Source organism: Streptomyces sp. NBC_00620, assembly GCF_026341825.1.
Lineage (GTDB): Bacteria > Actinomycetota > Actinomycetes > Streptomycetales > Streptomycetaceae > Streptomyces.
On record NZ_JAPENY010000003.1, the window covers coordinates 339,669 to 355,303 of the forward strand.

Annotated in this window: 12 protein-coding genes; 8 read left to right on the top strand and 4 right to left on the bottom strand. The window is 69.8% G+C overall.

Features of this window, described 5'->3' with window-relative positions; translation table 11 throughout:
* The first annotated feature begins 330 nt into the window (after nt 1–330).
* Complete coding sequence (locus tag OG246_RS32855) at nt 331–1,764, top strand: DUF4157 domain-containing protein (protein ID WP_266471739.1); 1,434 nt, start codon at nt 331–333, stop codon at nt 1,762–1,764.
* Nucleotides 1,765–1,819: 55 nt separating this feature from the next.
* Here OG246_RS32855 and OG246_RS32860 read toward each other — a convergent pair whose 3' ends face one another.
* Nucleotides 1,820–2,503, bottom strand: a complete 684-nt coding sequence (locus tag OG246_RS32860) for a TetR/AcrR family transcriptional regulator (protein WP_266471742.1) — start codon at nt 2,501–2,503, stop codon at nt 1,820–1,822.
* 198 nt (nt 2,504–2,701) lie between these two features.
* Here OG246_RS32860 and OG246_RS32865 point away from each other — a divergent pair, with 198 nt between their 5' ends.
* Nucleotides 2,702–3,955, top strand: a complete 1,254-nt coding sequence (locus OG246_RS32865; protein ID WP_266471744.1) for a YncE family protein — start codon at nt 2,702–2,704, stop codon at nt 3,953–3,955.
* Here OG246_RS32865 and OG246_RS32870 read toward each other — a convergent pair.
* Nucleotides 3,948–5,816, bottom strand: coding sequence for a cellulase family glycosylhydrolase (locus OG246_RS32870; RefSeq protein WP_266471746.1), 1,869 nt, complete (start codon nt 5,814–5,816; stop codon nt 3,948–3,950). The two genes, OG246_RS32865 and OG246_RS32870, sit on opposite strands and share 8 nt — an antisense overlap.
* A 136-nt stretch (nt 5,817–5,952) precedes the next feature.
* Nucleotides 5,953–7,932, bottom strand: coding sequence for a translation factor GTPase family protein (locus OG246_RS32875; protein ID WP_266471749.1), 1,980 nt, complete (start codon nt 7,930–7,932; stop codon nt 5,953–5,955).
* A 255-nt stretch (nt 7,933–8,187) separates the two neighbouring features.
* On the opposite strand from OG246_RS32875, the gene OG246_RS32880 reads away from it, so the two are divergent.
* The 6 genes from OG246_RS32880 to OG246_RS32905 all read left to right on the top strand — a co-directional run bounded on the left by OG246_RS32880 (nt 8,188) and on the right by OG246_RS32905 (nt 15,068).
* Nucleotides 8,188–8,658 carry a (2Fe-2S)-binding protein gene (locus OG246_RS32880; protein WP_266471752.1) on the top strand — a complete coding sequence of 157 codons (471 nt, stop codon included), beginning with the start codon at nt 8,188–8,190 and terminating at the stop codon, nt 8,656–8,658.
* Entirely contained in the window at nt 8,655–11,015 is a 2,361-nt protein-coding gene (locus tag OG246_RS32885; RefSeq protein WP_266471754.1) for a xanthine dehydrogenase family protein molybdopterin-binding subunit, read from the top strand. The genes OG246_RS32880 and OG246_RS32885 overlap by 4 nt, the downstream gene beginning before the upstream one ends.
* Nucleotides 11,012–11,860, top strand: coding sequence for a xanthine dehydrogenase family protein subunit M (locus OG246_RS32890; RefSeq protein WP_266471756.1), 849 nt, complete (start codon nt 11,012–11,014; stop codon nt 11,858–11,860). The genes OG246_RS32885 and OG246_RS32890 overlap by 4 nt, the downstream gene beginning before the upstream one ends.
* A gap of 5 nt (nt 11,861–11,865) precedes the next feature.
* Nucleotides 11,866–12,750 carry a MoxR family ATPase gene (locus OG246_RS32895; RefSeq protein ID WP_266471758.1) on the top strand — a complete coding sequence of 295 codons (885 nt, stop codon included), beginning with the start codon at nt 11,866–11,868 and terminating at the stop codon, nt 12,748–12,750.
* Nucleotides 12,751–12,764: 14 nt separating this feature from the next.
* Complete coding sequence (locus tag OG246_RS32900; RefSeq protein ID WP_266471760.1) at nt 12,765–13,886, top strand: VWA domain-containing protein; 1,122 nt, start codon at nt 12,765–12,767, stop codon at nt 13,884–13,886.
* A 69-nt stretch (nt 13,887–13,955) separates the two neighbouring features.
* The gene (locus OG246_RS32905; RefSeq protein WP_266471762.1) at nt 13,956–15,068 is read left to right on the top strand and encodes an XdhC/CoxI family protein; all 1,113 of its coding nucleotides are present in this window, start codon (nt 13,956–13,958) and stop codon (nt 15,066–15,068) included.
* 1 nt (nt 15,069) lies between these two features.
* Here OG246_RS32905 and OG246_RS32910 read toward each other — a convergent pair whose 3' ends face one another.
* Nucleotides 15,070–15,573: a metallophosphoesterase gene (locus OG246_RS32910; protein ID WP_266471765.1), complete on the bottom strand. Its 504-nt coding sequence runs from the start codon at nt 15,571–15,573 to the stop codon at nt 15,070–15,072.
* Nucleotides 15,574–15,635 lie beyond the last annotated feature (62 nt).

A 15,635-nucleotide genomic window follows, 5' to 3' on the forward strand; every position in this document is an offset into this window, starting at 1 on the left:
TCGAAAGTCAGGCTCTGGGACAGCCCAGGGGCCGCAGGCTCGGCTCCGCACCGGTGGTCGAAGCACGTGAACAGGCTTACCGGCAGTGCGAGATGGCTTCGTCACCGCGGCGGCACCGCGTGACGGTGATGCCACAGTGACGCTTCGGTGACGTCGGGGCGGCAGGGTGTGCGGCGCTCGCGGCAGGAGCACGGAGAGGGGTGGCACGTGACCCGGCATGCGCAACGGGCGGTGGTCCACCATTCCGCCCCACCCCGAGCCGGCGTTGCGATGTCTGCCGAGGCCACGTCGTGGCTCTCCGCCAGGTCGTCAGGTGCGCCCCTGGCTCCGATGATGCGGTCGACGATGGAGGGGCTGCTCGGGTACGACCTGAGCGACGTCCGGATCCATAGTGACGGGGCGGCCGCGACGTCGGCCCGTCGGATGGAGGCCCGTGCCTACACCGTGGGAGACGACATCGTCCTCGGCGGCGACGTCCCGTCGCTGCGGACGCGTGCCGGACAGCACGCGCTCGCACACGAGCTGATCCACGTCGTTCAGCAGCGGCTCGGGGGACCTGCGGCCGGAGCCGAGGTCGACAGCCCGTTCGAGCAAGACGCGGAGGCGGCCGCAATGGCGTTGGCGGACGGCCGCAAGCCGCCACCAGTCGTCCGCGGGACGGCAGTCGGTGTCGCACGGCAACCGATGGACCCGCGGCACGCCCGCGGATACGCGGGCGAGCAGGCGATGGGGTTCACGCACTACAAAGAGTCCGAGGGCTGGATCTTCTTCGAAGGCCCCAGCGGCGCAGGCGGTCACGGCGTGACGCAGTCGGGCTTCGACGGCGTCGCCTACAACACCCGGACCGGCGAGGTGCACCTGGCCGACAACAAGTCCCTCGCAGCCACCGGGAATGTCAGCAGCGCCACCGCGATCGACCCGGCTCGGAACCTGGGGAAGAACCTTGACGGCCTGATCCAGCGGGTCGAGGCCACGAAGGACGTGCCGGGGCGCATCCGGCTGCTCGGGCTGCTGAGGCAGACGAGGGCGGCCCTCACCACGGGCAAGCCCTTCCCGCCCGCGGTCAAGCTCGTCGTCACGAGCGAGGGCGGCCGGACGACGGGCGTGTCAGCCAGGCTCGCGGCCGCAGGTGTCGAGCATCTGCCGCCGAACCCGGCGCCGTCGGCCCCCCTCCCCTCACCCCCGTCGACCTCCGCCCAGACCGCGAAACCCACACCGACGCCGAGCACCCCGCCACCCGTCGAGGTACCGCAGACACCCACAGCGGCGCCCACGACGGCGCCCATCGTCGAACCGTCACCCACGACAGCGCCGGTCGTCGAACCGTCACCGACGCCGGTGGTCACGCCGTCGATGCGGCCCGCGTCTCCCTGGAGAGCCGGACTCAAGGCCGGTGGACAGGCACTTGCCTGGGCCCTTGTCTTCGCGGGGCTGAGCTACTTGGTCCACAAGCGGCTCGCCGAGCAACTGGAGCGGGACATCGACATGTCGAGGCAGGGCTCGATGCCATGGGCCCGCCGCACGAAGGCCGACAACCCTTCGAAGCCCGTATACCTCACGATCACAGTGCGCTCGGAGGAGTACAGCCGGTACGTCCCGCTCCTCGGCTGGATGCCCGAGAGCCCCCGGCTGTTCCTGGCGGGAATCGAGATCAGCGACAGGAACGTCGACCCGCCGTCCGTCGTCGTCGAGGACCACAGCCTGGACATACTGCGCCCCGGGAAGACCGTCACCGTGACCTACAGCGAGCTCAGAATTCCCTGACCCAGCCGCCCCGGCCCAGGAAATCACCTTCTTCAGGCTGATCCGCGAGGTGACGTCACTGGCCGCCGTCACAGTGCGGGTTGTCGTCCGGATCCCACCCCGCGGGCCGCAGGAACCCCAGCAACTGCCGGACCAGTTCCTCGACCACCTCGTCGAGGGTCGCGTCCACCCACCCGGCGTTCCAGTCGTGGAGCAGCCCGTTCACGCTGCCGATGAAGGCCGTCGCGGCGAGGCGGTAGTCGCGTGGTGCGGCCTCGCCGCGGACGGCGGCCGCGGCCGCCTCCGCGCAGATGAACTCCACCCAGCGGGAACGGCGGGCCAGCCGTTGTTCCTCCAACCGTGGGCTCACGCCGATGATTTCGACGAAGGTGATGCGGATGCGGCGCGGATCGCTCGTCACGTTCGCGGCGTAAGCACGGAAGATCGCGGTGGCGCGCTCGGGAAGCGGCAGGTCCCCCGCTTCGGCGAGGGCGGCGAGGGCGGCCCCCTCGGCCCAGTCGTTGACCTGGAGGTGCAGGGCGGCCAGGACGTCTTCGAGGGTGCGGAACTCCTCGTAGAACTGGCGGGTCGACAGGCCCGCCGCCTCGCTCAGTGCGGCGACCGTCGTGGACCTGAAGCCCGGGCTGTCGCCGAACAGTTGGAGTCCTGCTTCCAGGAAACGGCGGCGCCGCTCGGCCTGCCGCTCCTCGGCGGTTCTGCCCCCGTAACGGCCTGTCGGCTGTTTGAGCCTGCCCGCCACGCGTCCTCCCTCCGTCCATCCGGTGAACCGTTCATGCTCCGGCAATTTTGTCGTGTACGGACCCTTGTGAAGAGGGCCGCCCCCTCCTTACTTTCCAGTAAGTCAACTCTGAACGCGCGCCTGTTCAGATTCTCCCTTGTCATGCGCTTGCCACAGGCAACTTTCCACCCGCACTCCCCACCTACGACAGGGACCCACATGTCTGTCCTCAGACCCAGACGCCTTTGCTCCGTCGCCGTCGCGCTCGCCCTCACCCTCGGCGGTACGGCCACCGCCGCCACCGCGCAGAGTTCCGCAGCCGCCGAGCTGCGTGAGGTGATGTTCGTGGGCAACAACTGGGACGGCACCGCCGATGTCATCAAGTCCACCGGTGACTTCGCGAAGATCGGCCGGATCAACGTCGTGCCGGACAAGGAAGCCCGGCTGGCCGCGATCAACGCCGATCCGATCAAGTGGATCTACTTCCTCGCCATTCGCAACGGCGTCGGGGAGGGCCACGACCAGTTCGTCGACGACATGTACTCCACGCCCGACGGCAAGTCGATGGTCGTCTCCCGCCCGAGCTTCGCCGACGTCGTCTCCATCGACCTCGCCACCGGGAACATCAACTGGCGCTTCGCCGTGTCCGGTTACCGCTCCGACCACATGGCGGTTTCTCCGGACGGCACCCGCGTCGCGGTCTCCGCCTCGACCGGGAACACCGTGCACGTCCTCGACATCAACACCGGCAAGCAGCTCGGCTCCTTCGCCACCGGTGACAAGCCGCACGAGAACATCTTCACCAGCGACGGCAAGTACATCTGGAACATGGCCATCGGTGACGTCAACACCGCCCTCGACGACCCGTGGCTGGACTGGACGAAGGGCAACCGGTACATCACCGTCGTCGACGCGGCCACCTTCCAGCAGGTCAAGGTGATCGACATGCGTCAGCGGCTGGACGCGATCGGTCTCACGGACTACTCCGACGCGGTACGGCCCGCCGCGTTCAGCGCCGACGAGTCCAAGCTGTACTTCCAGGTGTCGTTCTTCAACGGCTTCCTGGAGTACGACATCGCCTCCGACAGGATCACCCGGGTGAAGACCCTCCCGAAGAACCCGGCGACCAGCACGGACCGCACCACCTGGGTCAACGACTCCCGCCACCACGGCATTTCGATCAACCCCGCGGGCACCAAGCTGTGCATCGCGGGCACGATGGACGACTACGCGACCGTCGTGGACCGGGCGACCCTCCAGGAGGGCCCGCTCGTCACCGCCTCAAAGCCGTACTGGGCGACCGTCAGCGGTGACGGCAAGTCCTGTGTCATCTCCGAGAGCGGCGCCGACCAGGTCACCGCCATCGACTTCGCCGCTGGGCTGAAGACGGTGTCGGTGCCGGTCGGCGACCACCCCCAGCGCGTTCGCCTCGGCCATGTGGAGGCGAACTGGTCGGCTCCGTCGGCTAGTTGAACTTCGTCGCGGCCCAGGACGCCAGTTCGGTCCGGGCCGCGCTCAGCAGGGTGGCGGACGGAGCGGTCGCCCCGTTCGTGACCAGCGCGTAGTGCAGAGTCCCCGAGCCGGCAGCGGTGAGCAGGAGGCGGCGGCTTCCGGTGCCGCCCGGCTCGGGGGCCACCGCGATCGGGGTCGTCGTGGTGTACGAGGGCGGGGTGGCGGTCGTACCGAGGTCGGAGACAACCGTGGTGGCCGATGTCGGGAAGGACGCCGGGAGATGGAGTTCCGTGGGAGCGCTCGTGCCGTCGGAACGCCAGACCAGAAGGCTGTACTGACCTGATCCCACGAGCTGGGAGACATTGGGCAGGGAGCTCGGAACCGGGTTCCAGGTCAGCGTCGTGGAACCGTCCCGCGACCGGTCCTCGTAGGTGAAGGCGACCGCCGTGCCCGCCGTGGCGCTGGGGTAGACGCGGTCCAGCAGGCGGGCGTCCTGGCGCAGTACGACCGTGCCCGAGTCGTTGAGGCGTACGGCGGAGAGGTCCTCGTCGTTCCAGGCGTCACCGGTGGTCAGGACCTTGTCCGGGTTGTCGTTCATCAGCTCGTGATGGCGGCCGTTGTAGATGTCCCACTGCCACTGGGTGGCGGAGAGGACCGGGCCGGAGGCCGACGGATTGGACCACCAACTCGCCCCCGTCTGACGGGAGTCGAAGGCCTGGTACATCGCCTTGAGGACGGTGGGCGCCTTGTCCGAGACCGATCCGGCCAGCGGATGGCCGAACTCGCTGATGATCGCCGTCGTGCCGGCGGCCGACGCCCGGTCGCGCACCGTCCCGAAGTCGGTGGCGTACTGGCCGTCCCCCGCCTTGCCCCACATCAGAATGCCCGAGATCGCCTTCTGGTCGTAGAAGTGGGTGTTGAACACATAGCGCGGGCCGATGGTGCCCGCGTCCAGCAGTCCGCCCTCCTGCTTCTGGGAGCTGATGTTGGCGTTCCAGAAGAGGTTCGGTTCGACGAAGGCGGGCTTGGCCTGCCAGCCGGCCGCGTCCATCCGGGCGCGGAACTTCACATAGAAGGGCCAGAGCACATCGCGTTCCCACGTACGGCTCGTCTGACCGGAGTCGTACGTGCCCGCGTGCGGCTCGTTGAACGGGTCGAAGCCGACGACGCTCGCGAACTGGGTGGTGGTGAGGTGCTGTTTGACGTAGGCCATGGTCGCCTGGGCCGTGGTGAGGAAGGCGTCCTGGAGTCCGTACGTGTTGTGCCAGAAGTCGTACGACGCCTTTGTCACGGCCTGGTTCTGGGTGATGTTCTGGCCCCAGAAGATGCAGATCCCGCACGACTCCTGGGGGTAATTCCCGGCTTCCACCGCCCACTTGGGGGCACCGTCGCCGGTGTACCAACTGCCCGAGTTGAAGAGATAGCGGGAGTAGAGGTCCTGGTGGAAGTCGGGATAGACGCGGATTCCCGCGTCCAGAAAGGCGCCGATCTGGGCGGTGGCCGCCGCGAGATAGGTGGTGTCGACCTGGCCGCGTACGGGTTCGGCCTGCGCCCAGGAGAGCAGGAAGCGCACGGTGTTGCCGCCGCCGAGGGCGCGCAGTGCCGTGGCCGACTTCTTGGCGTCGGCGACCGACGCGAAGGGCAGGCCGTTGTTCTCCTCCAGCTTGGTTTCGCCGGAGACGTTGTAGCCGCGCAGCACGACCTCGCGGCCGAGCCCGTCGGTGAAGCGGCCGTCCTCGACGGTGAGGGTGGCGGCCGCGGATTCGTCGAACCAGAGGGAGTCGGGGAGGGGGGCCGCGGCGGCGGGCTGGATGCCCGCCGCCGTGAGGAAGCCGGTGAGGAGCACGAGGACGCCGAGCAGACGCGCACGTAACTTCGACATGTTCACTACAGTCGCGGCCGCTCCAGAAGCCGTCAACACCCCTGACTCATGAGTAAGTTTCTCGTTTCACCGGGCGCCGGGGCAGCTCTGGTTCAGACCCGGCGCACGTCAGGTTCAAACCCCGCGCGGGTCACTTTCAGACCCGGCGCGTCACGTTAAGCAGGTACTCCTTCCGGTCGAGCGGGTTGAGATCGGTCCTCGGACGGTCCTCGACCGTGCCGCGGACGACCGGTGCGTAGTGGTCGAAGGCGCACTCCAGCTCGCCTTCACCACGCGTCAACCCCGGTAGCTGCTGCTCCAGTTGATGCACCTGCGCGACCGGGACACGGCCCTCCAGCACACTCGTCGCGCCGTGCGTCTGCGTGCTCTGCGGAACGGCGCGCTGTTTCGCGAGCACGGGCAGCACCGCGCCCAGCGTGTCCGCCGGGGCCTCCAGGCGGAAGCGGTGCATCGGCTCGTACACCCGTGTGCCCGCCTCCCGGAGGGCGCTCATCACCACGAGCGGTGTCAGCCCGCGGAAGTCGGCGCCCGTGCTGGACATGCTCTTGTCGAAGCCCTGGTGGGCGTGGCTCTGCCTTGGCGAGTAGCCGGAATGCGTCATGGTGACCGTGCAGTCGGTGACCTGCCATCCGTGGATTCCCTGTGCCAGCGTCTCCTTGACGGTGTCCTCGACCGCCTTGAAGAACGCGTACGGCATCGCCCCGAGTTCGACCTCCAGGCGGAATTCCACCCCCGAATCGACGGGCCCCGGATCGATGCGCAGCCCGACGGTCGCGAGAAAGGGATTGGGGTCCTTGCCGTTGAACTCGACGGCCCTACCGGTGCCAGCCGGCCTTTCGATGCACAGGGGTGTCGTCTCGCGGAACAGGACGTCAATGCCGAATTCATCTGCAAGGGTTGCCTGGATGACCTCCTTCTGGACCTCACCGTAAAGCGATACGGAGGTTTCCTTGCGTACTTCGTCCTGGCGCAGATCGATCAGCGGGTCCTGCTCGGCGAGTTGGGTGAGCGCGAGGTGCAGGGCCCCTTTGTCGCCCGGACGGCAGGGGGTCACGACCGTTTCGAGTGTGGGCGGTGAGAAATGGAGCTCGTCCGACGACGATTTCCGCGGCAGGCCGAGGGTGTCGCCGATCCGGATGTCTCCGAGGCCCCAGAGCTTGCCGATCCGCCCCGCGGCCACGGAGGTCTCCCGGACGGCCGAGCCGCCGTCGAAGACGCTGATCGCGGTGACCTTGCCCTCCTCGCCGTCGCGGAAGTTCAGCCGGTCACGCGTCCGCAGGGTCCCGGAGAACATCCGTGCATACGCGATCTTCTCCCCCGCGGGACCACGCTCGACCTTGAAGACGGTCCCCGACACCGGGCCGTCCGCATCGCCCTCACCGGAGGGCAGCAACTCCTTGATCCCGCCCATCAGTTCCGCGATGCCCGCGCCGGTCGTCGCCGAGCCGAAGTACACCGGGTGCACCAGGGCCTGCCCGGTCTGCCGGCCGAGTGCGGCGCGGAGCCGGCCGTCCGAGACACGGCCCTCGACATACGCGGCCAGCAGCTCGTCGTCGTGCTCGGCGAGCAGGTCGAGCAGCGGCGCCCTCAGCCGAGCGCCGTCGAAGGGGGTGAAGTGGGCGTCCCTCGTTCCCCGTTCACCGACCGCGCCCATCGGGACGATCGCGGGGGTGAGCCGCGCGGAGATCCTCTCCAGCACGCGCTCGTACTGCGCGCCACCCCGGTCGATCTTGTTCACGAAGACGAGCGTCGGAATCCGCAGCCGCTGGAGCGTCCGCATCAGCACACGGGTCTGCGCCTGTACGCCCTCCACGGCCGAGACGACGAGCACGGCGCCGTCGAGCACGCTCAGCACCCGCTCCACCTCGGCGATGAAGTCCGGGTGACCGGGTGTGTCGATCAGATTGACCGTGACGTCGTCGATCGCGAAGGAGACGACGGCGGATTTGATCGTGATGCCTCGCTGCCGTTCCAGCGCGAGGGAATCGGTCTGGGTGGATCCGTCGTCGACGCTGCCGATCTCGTCGATGACCCCGACGGCGTGCAGCAGCCGCTCGGTGAGGCTTGTCTTACCGGCGTCTACGTGCGCCAGAATTCCCAGGTTGAGCATATGCACCGGGTGTCATGTCCTTTGAAGTGGGAGTGATTCCTTCCTGGGTGGACATGAACGGTGCGCGCATTGCTGCTCCTTGATCCCGGTGAACTCGTCCCGAGCAGTGCAGCAGGTCGCCGCACACCACGGCAACGGATTAACGCTCAACAAATGCCTGTCGCGACACTCGCCCCTGTCAGGGGGCCGTCCTAGAGTGACGCCCATCACGTCCGGTGGCTGATTCCCCACCACCCCTCGCACGGTTCCCTGGGAGGGCACATGACCCGTATCTCGGTGAAGGTGGACGGCACGACGTACGAGGACGAGGTGGAACCCCGTCTCCTGCTGATCCACTATCTGCGTGACCGGCTGGGTCTGACCGGCACCCCGATCGGCTGCGACACCTCCAACTGCGGGGCGTGCACGGTCGACCTGGACGGGGTGACCGTCAAGAGCTGCTCGGTGCTCGCCGTCCAGGCGGACGGGGGCGAAGTGACGACGGTCCAGGGGCTGGCCCGTGACGGCGAGTGGCATCCGCTGCAGAAGGCGTTCCACGAGCGGCACGCGCTCCAGTGCGGCTACTGCACGCCCGGGATGATCATGGCGGCCCGCGATCTGCTCCGCGAGAACCCGGAGCCGGGTGCGAAGGACGTGCGGGAGGCCCTGGAGGGCAACCTCTGCCGGTGCACCGGCTACCAGAACATCGTGCGCGCGGTCCTCGCCGCCTCCGGACAGGAGGTCTCGACATGAGTGGGGCGACGGAGCGGGAGGTCGGGCGTTCCCGGCCCCGCAAGGAGGACGCGCGGCTCGTCACCGGCCAGACCAACTGGACGGACAACATCAGCGTCAACGGCCTGCTGTACCTGGCGATCCTGCGCAGCCCCATGGCGCACGCCCGCATCGACCGGATCGACGTCACTCCGGCACGCGAACGGCCCGGCGTGGTGGCCGCGTTCAGCGGCAGCGATCTCGCCGAGGGCCTCGGCTCGCTGCCGTGCGCCTGGCCGGTCACCGAGGACATCGTCCACCCCGACCACCCGCCGATCGCGGTCGACGAGGTCCGCTACGCGGGCGACCCGGTGGCCGTCGTCGTGGCCCGCGACCGGTACGCGGCCGCCGACGCCCTGGAGTTCATCGAGGTCGACTACGCGCCCCTGCCCCCGGTCCTCGACCTGGAGGCCGCCCTCGCCGAGGACGCCCCGCTGGTCCACGCCGACAAGGGCACCAACCGCTGCTACGACTGGCCGCTGGCGACGGGCGAGGACTACGCGACCGTCCGGGAGCGCGCCGACGTAGTGCTGCGCAGGCGCTACGTCCAGCAGCGGCTCATCCCCAACGCCATGGAGCCGCGCGCCGTCGTCGTCACCCCGCTCGCAGCCTCCGGCGAGTACACCGTCTACTCCTCCACCCAGATCCCGCACATCCTGCGGATCATGCTGTCCGTCGTCACGGGCATCCCCGAGCACAAGCTGCGCGTGATCGCCCCCGACGTGGGCGGCGGCTTCGGCTCCAAGCTCCAGGTGTACGGGGAGGAGGCACTCGCCCTCGCCGTCGCGCGCCGACTGGGACGGCCGGTGAAGTGGACCGAGTCGCGTTCCGAGGGCTATCTCGCGACCCATCACGGCCGCGGCATGATCCAGGACGTCGAGATCGCCGCCACCCGCGAGGGCAAGCTGCTCGGCCTCAAGGTCGATCTCCTCGCCGACATGGGCGCGTATCTGATGCTCGTCACGCCGGGCATCCCGATCCTGGGCGCCTTCATGTACCCGGGCATCTACAAGATGGACGCATACGACCTCACCATCACCGGCGTGTTCACGACCAAGACGCCCACGGACGCCTATCGCGGCGCAGGGCGCCCCGAGGCGACGTACGCCATCGAACGGATCATGGACGAGCTGGCCGTCGAACTCGGCCTGGATCCGGTCGAGTTGAGGCGCCGCAACTGGATCGGGCACGAGGAGTTCCCGTACACCTCCGTCGCGGGCCTGACCTACGACAGCGGCAACTACGAAGCCGCCACGGACAAGGCGCTCGCGCTCTTCGGATACGACGAGCTGCGGGCGGAGCAGCAGAAGCGGAACGAGCGCGGTGACGTCGTGCGCCTGGGCATCGGTGTGTCCACGTACACCGAGATGTGCGGGCTCGCGCCGAGCCGGGTGCTGCGAGATCTGCGGTACTCGGCCGGGGGCTGGGAGGCGGCGAGCATCCGGATGCTGCCGACCGGCAAGGTCGAGGTGGTCACGGGCACCAGTCCGCACGGGCAGGGGCATGTGACCTGCTGGAGTCAGATCGCCGCCGATGTGCTGGGGGTGCCCTTCGAGGACATCGAGGTGCTGCACGGCGACACCAAGACGGCGCCGCAGGGCATGGACACCTACGGTTCGCGCTCGCTCGTCGTCGGTGGGGCCGCCGTGCACCACGCCGGTCAGAAGGTGGTGGAGAAGGCGCGGAAGGTGGCCGCGCATCTGCTCGAGGCCAACGAGCACGACCTCGAGTTCACCCGCGGCGTGTTCTCCGTGAAGGGCTCGCCCGACGCACGCAAGACCATTCAGGAGATCGCCTTCGAGACGTTCTCCTCGCACGACCTGCCCGACGGCATGGAACCCACCATCAACGCCGAGCACCTCGTCGATCCGGAGAACTTCTCCTACCCGCACGGCACCCACCTGTGCGCAGTGGAGATCGACACCGAGACCGGGCGGACGACCATCCGGTCGTACGTCTGTGTCGACGATGTCGGCCGGGTCATCAACCCGATGATCGTCGAGGGCCAGGTGCACGGCGGGGTCGCGCAGGGCATCGCGCAGGCCCTGTACGAGGAGGCCGTGTACGACGACGACGGCAACCTGGTCTCCGGCACGATGGCCGACTATCTCGTGCCCTCGGCCGCCGACCTGCCCGAGTTCGTGACCGGCAGGACCGAGACGCCCGCCACGTCGAACCCCCTGGGTTCCAAGGGAGTTGGCGAAGCGGGGACCATCGCCTCGACGCCCGCGGTGGTCAACGCGATCGTGGACGCGCTGCGCCCACTGGGCGTGACCGAGGTGGCGATGCCCTGTACGCCGCAGCGGGTGTGGCAAGCGATCGAGGAGGCGTCGGCATGATTCCCCCGGCATTCGAGTACGCGAGGCCCACGAGCGTCGACGAGGCTGTGCGCACGCTCGCGGACGCGGGCGAGGACGCGAAGGTGCTCGCCGGCGGGCAGAGCCTGCTGCCGCTGCTCCGGCTGCGGCTCACCTTCCCTGAACTGGTCGTCGACGTCGGCCGGATCCCGGAGCTGCGCGGGGTCCGCGAGGGCGAGGGCACGCTGATCATCGGCGCGATGACCTCGCACCACGACGTAATCCGCGACCCGCTGGTGCGCCGACACGCGGGACTGCTCGCGGCGGCCACGGCCACGGTCGCCGATCCCGCCATACGCCATCGCGGCACCCTCGGGGGAGCGCTCTCGCACGCCGATCCGGCCGGTGACCTGCCCGCCGTGATCCTCGCGCTCGACGCGACCCTGATCGCGGAGGGGCCGGCGGGGCGGCGGGCCATCCCGGCCCGCGAGTTCTTCGTCGACTACCTGCAGTCCGCGCTGCGGCCGGACGAACTGCTGGTGGAGGTGGAGATCCCGAAGACCGACGACTGGGGCTTCCACTACGAGAAGTTCCAGCGGGTCGCGCAGGCCTGGGCGGTGGTCGGCGTGGCGGCGCTGGTCCGGCGCGAGAACGGGCAGATCGCGGAGTCGCGGATCGGGCTGACGAACATGGGCTCGACACCGTTGCGGGCCGGCGCGACCGAGGACGCGCTGGTCGGCGCCTCCGTGGAGGGCGCGGTCCGGCGGGCCGCCGAGGTGGCGGCGGACGGCACGCATCCCACGTCCGATCCGTCGGCCTCGCCCGAGTACCGCGCACACCTCGCCCGGGTGCTCACGCGGCGCGCGGTGCTTGCCGCCATGGAGTAGCGCGGATGCACGAGGTGAGCGGGCCGGAAGAGGTGCGGGCCCGGCTGGAGAAGACCGGGTATCTCGTCGACGACGGGCTGGCCGTGGCCTGCTTCCTGGCGCTGCGGCTGCACCGGCCGATCTTCTGCGAGGGCGACGCGGGCGTGGGCAAGACCGCGCTCGCCTCGGCCCTCGCGGAGGCGACCGGTGCCCCGTTGATCCGGCTTCAGTGCCACGAGGGGATCGACGCGTCCCAGGCGCTGTACGACTGGGACTTCCCGCGTCAGCTCCTCCATCTGCGGGCCGCCGAGGCGGCGGGCGTCACGGATGCCGACCGGCTCGAAGGGGAGCTGTACGACCGGCGGTTCCTCATCGCACGGCCTCTCCTCCAGGCCCTCGAGACCCAGCCGTCGGTGCTGCTCGTCGACGAAGTCGACCGCGCGGACGACGAGTTCGAGGCCTTTCTCCTTGAGCTGCTGTCGGAGTACGCGGTCACCATCCCCGAACTGGGCACGCTGCGCGCCGAGTCACCGCCGGTCGTGGTACTCACCTCGAACCGCACACGCGAGGTGCACGACGCGCTGAAACGCCGGTGCCTCTACCACTGGTTCGACCATCCCGGCTTCGACCGTGAACTCGCCATCGTGAGAAGGAGGTTGCCGGGTGTGACCGCCCGGCTGACCGAGCAGGTGACCGCGCTGGTCCAGGCCCTGCGGTCCGAGGATCTCCTCAAGCCGCCCGGGGTGGCCGAGACCATCGACTGGGCCGAGGCTCTGGACGCGCTGGGCGCGACCGAGGTGGACGCCGAGCTGGCGGTGACGACGCTGGGCTCGGTGCTGAAGTACCGGGAGGACGTGGAGCGGGCGCGCGGACTCGATCTGTCGGCGATCCTCGCGGCGCGAGGGGCGTGAGGGGCGTGAGGGGCGTGGCGCACCCACAGTCGGTCGACGCGTCCGCCGTCCTCGTCGGGTTCGCTCGCGCGTTGCGCGCGGCGGGTGTCGAGGCGGGGCCCGACCGTGTGCAGGCCTTCCTCGCCTCCCTCGGCGTCCTCGATCCCGGTGTGCGTTCCGACGTGTACTGGGCCGGGCGCCTCACCCTGTGCGGGAGCCGGGACGACCTGGAGCGCTACGAGCGGGTCTTCGCGGGGTACTTCGACGCGAGGGCCGACGCGGCGCCGGCCCGGTTCGCTCCCCCGCCCCGGCTGCGGATGGCCGTACGCGATGCCGGTCCCGCTCCCCGGGAGGCGACTCGGGCCGAGGACGCCATGCCGACACCCGCGCTGGCCAGCTCCACGGACGTACTGCGGCACCGCGACCTCGCCGGGCTGACCGCCGCCGAGAAGGAGCAACTACGGCTGCTGCTGGCCGCGTTCACGCTGCGCGGCGAGGTGCGGCGCACCGCACGGCGGCATCCGGCCCGGCGCGGGAGCGTCGATCCTCGGCGCACCGTACGGGAGTTGCTCAGGCGCGGCGGTGAACCGGCGCGGCTGCTACGGCACGAACGGGCCGAGCGTCCGCGCCGGGTCGTGCTGCTCGTGGATGTGAGCGGCTCGATGGCGGCGTACGCCGACGCGCTGCTGCGCTTCGCGCACGCGGCGACACACGGCACCGCCCGTACGGAGGTGTTCACCATCGGCACACGCCTGACCCGGGTGACACGCGAGCTCGCGCATCGTGATCCCGACACGGCCATGGCGGCGCTCGCGGCGGCGGTCCCGGACTGGCGCGGCGGCACCCGGCTCGGTGAGATGCTGCGTGGGTTCCTCGACCGGTGGGGGCAGCGGGGCATGGCGCGCGGCGCGGTCGTGGTGCTGCTGTCGGACGGCTGGGAGCGTGGCGATCCTGCCCTGCTCGCGGGGCAGATGCGACGCTTGCACCGGCTCGCGCACCGGGTGATCTGGGCCAATCCGCGCAAGGCCCGGCCCGGTTACGCACCTCTGGCCGCCGGGATGGCGGCGGCGTTGCCGAGCGTGGACGCGTTCGTCGAGGGGCACAGCCTGGCCGCGCTGGAGCGTCTGGCGATGGTGGTGAGAGGAGCGGATCCTTGAGAGAGACGCACACTGGGACACACGCCGAGACGCACTCGGAGACGCGGTCCGCCGTGAAGGGAGCGAGCGATGCGTGAGATCCTCCCGGCGCTGAACCGGTGGTATGCGGCGGGGTCCCCGTTCGGGCTGGCCACAGTGGTCGCCGTCAGCCGTAGCACGCCGCGCGATCCGGGCGCGGCCATGGGTGTGGGCCCCGGCGACGAGGCCGTGGGCAGTGTGTCCGGCGGCTGTGTCGAGGGGGCGGTGTTCGAGCTGGCCCAGGAGGTGGTGGAGTCCGGCGAGGCACGTCTTGAGACCTTCGGGTACAGCGACGAGGACGCCTTCGCCGTGGGGCTCACCTGCGGCGGCGAGATCACACTGCTCGTACGCCGGGTGTCGCGCGAGGACGATCCCACCTTCGGGGCGGTGGCCGAGTCGGTGGCCGCGGGCCGCCCGGTGACCGTGGCGACGGTGATCGACGGTCCGGCGCCGCGCGGGGCCACCCTCGCCGTGTGGCCGGACGAAGTGTCCGGCTCGCTCGGGTCGACCGGCCTGGACGTGGCCGTCACAGCCGACGCACGAGGCGAACTGGCCCAGGGCGCCACCGGGCAACGGCACTACGGCCCGCACGGCGAACGCCGCGAGGACGACGTCACCGTCTTCCTCCACTCCTTCGCGCCACCACCCCGCATGCTCGTCTTCGGCGCGATCGACTACGCCGCCGCCGTCGCCCGCATCGGCGACTTCCTCGGCTACCGGGTCACGGTCTGCGACGCCCGCCCGGTCTTCGCCACGCCGAAACGGTTCCCGGCGGGTGTGGAGGTCGTCGTCGACTGGCCGCACCGCTACCTGAAGAGCACGACCACGGACGACCGCACGGTGATCTGCGTCCTAACCCACGACCCGAAGTTCGACGTACCGCTCCTTGAGGAGGCACTGCGCCGCCCGGCCGCGTACATCGGGGCGATGGGCAGCCGTCGGACCCACGACGACCGGATGAAGCGGCTGGTGGACGCCGGGTTCGGCGAGAGCGAACTGTCCCGGCTGCGCTCGCCGGTCGGGCTCGACCTCGGGGCCCGCACACCCGAGGAGGTGGCCGTGTCCGTCGCCGCGGAGATCGTAGCCCTGCGGTGGGGCGGCAGCGGGGCTCCGCTCACGGCGACGGGCGGGGCGATTCATCCGGGGCGGTGGGCGACGACCTGAGTCAGGTGCGCGTGGGCAACCGGTGAAGGTGTACGTCCGTCAGCCGGCCGTCCGTCACCTGTGCCGTCATGTACGTGCAGTGGGGCTGGCGGCGGCGGTCGGTCGGGGAGCCGGGGTTGAGGAGCCGCAGGCCGGTGTCCGTGGTGGTGTCCCACGGGATGTGGCTGTGGCCGAAGACCAGGACGTCGAGGTCGGGAAAGCGGACCGCGCAGCGACGCTCGCGCCCCTCGGCGGCGCCGGTCTCATGGACGACTCCGAAGCGCAGGCCACCCAGCTCGGCACGGGCGACCTCGGGAAGGCGGGCGCGCAGGGCCGGGCCGTCGTTGTTGCCGTGGACCCCGATCAGCCTGGTCGACCGGCTCTCCAGAAGGTCGAGGGTCTCGATGTCCACCCAGTCACCGGCGTGGATCACGATGTCGGCGAGCGGAAGTTCGGCCAGAAGTGGCGCTGGGAGCTCTCGCGCACGCTTGGGAAGGTGGGTGTCGGACATCAGGAGCAGACGCACGCGGCCCACCGTAGTGGGACGTCAGCCCGGACCGTAGCGGGACGTCGGTCCAGCAGGATTTG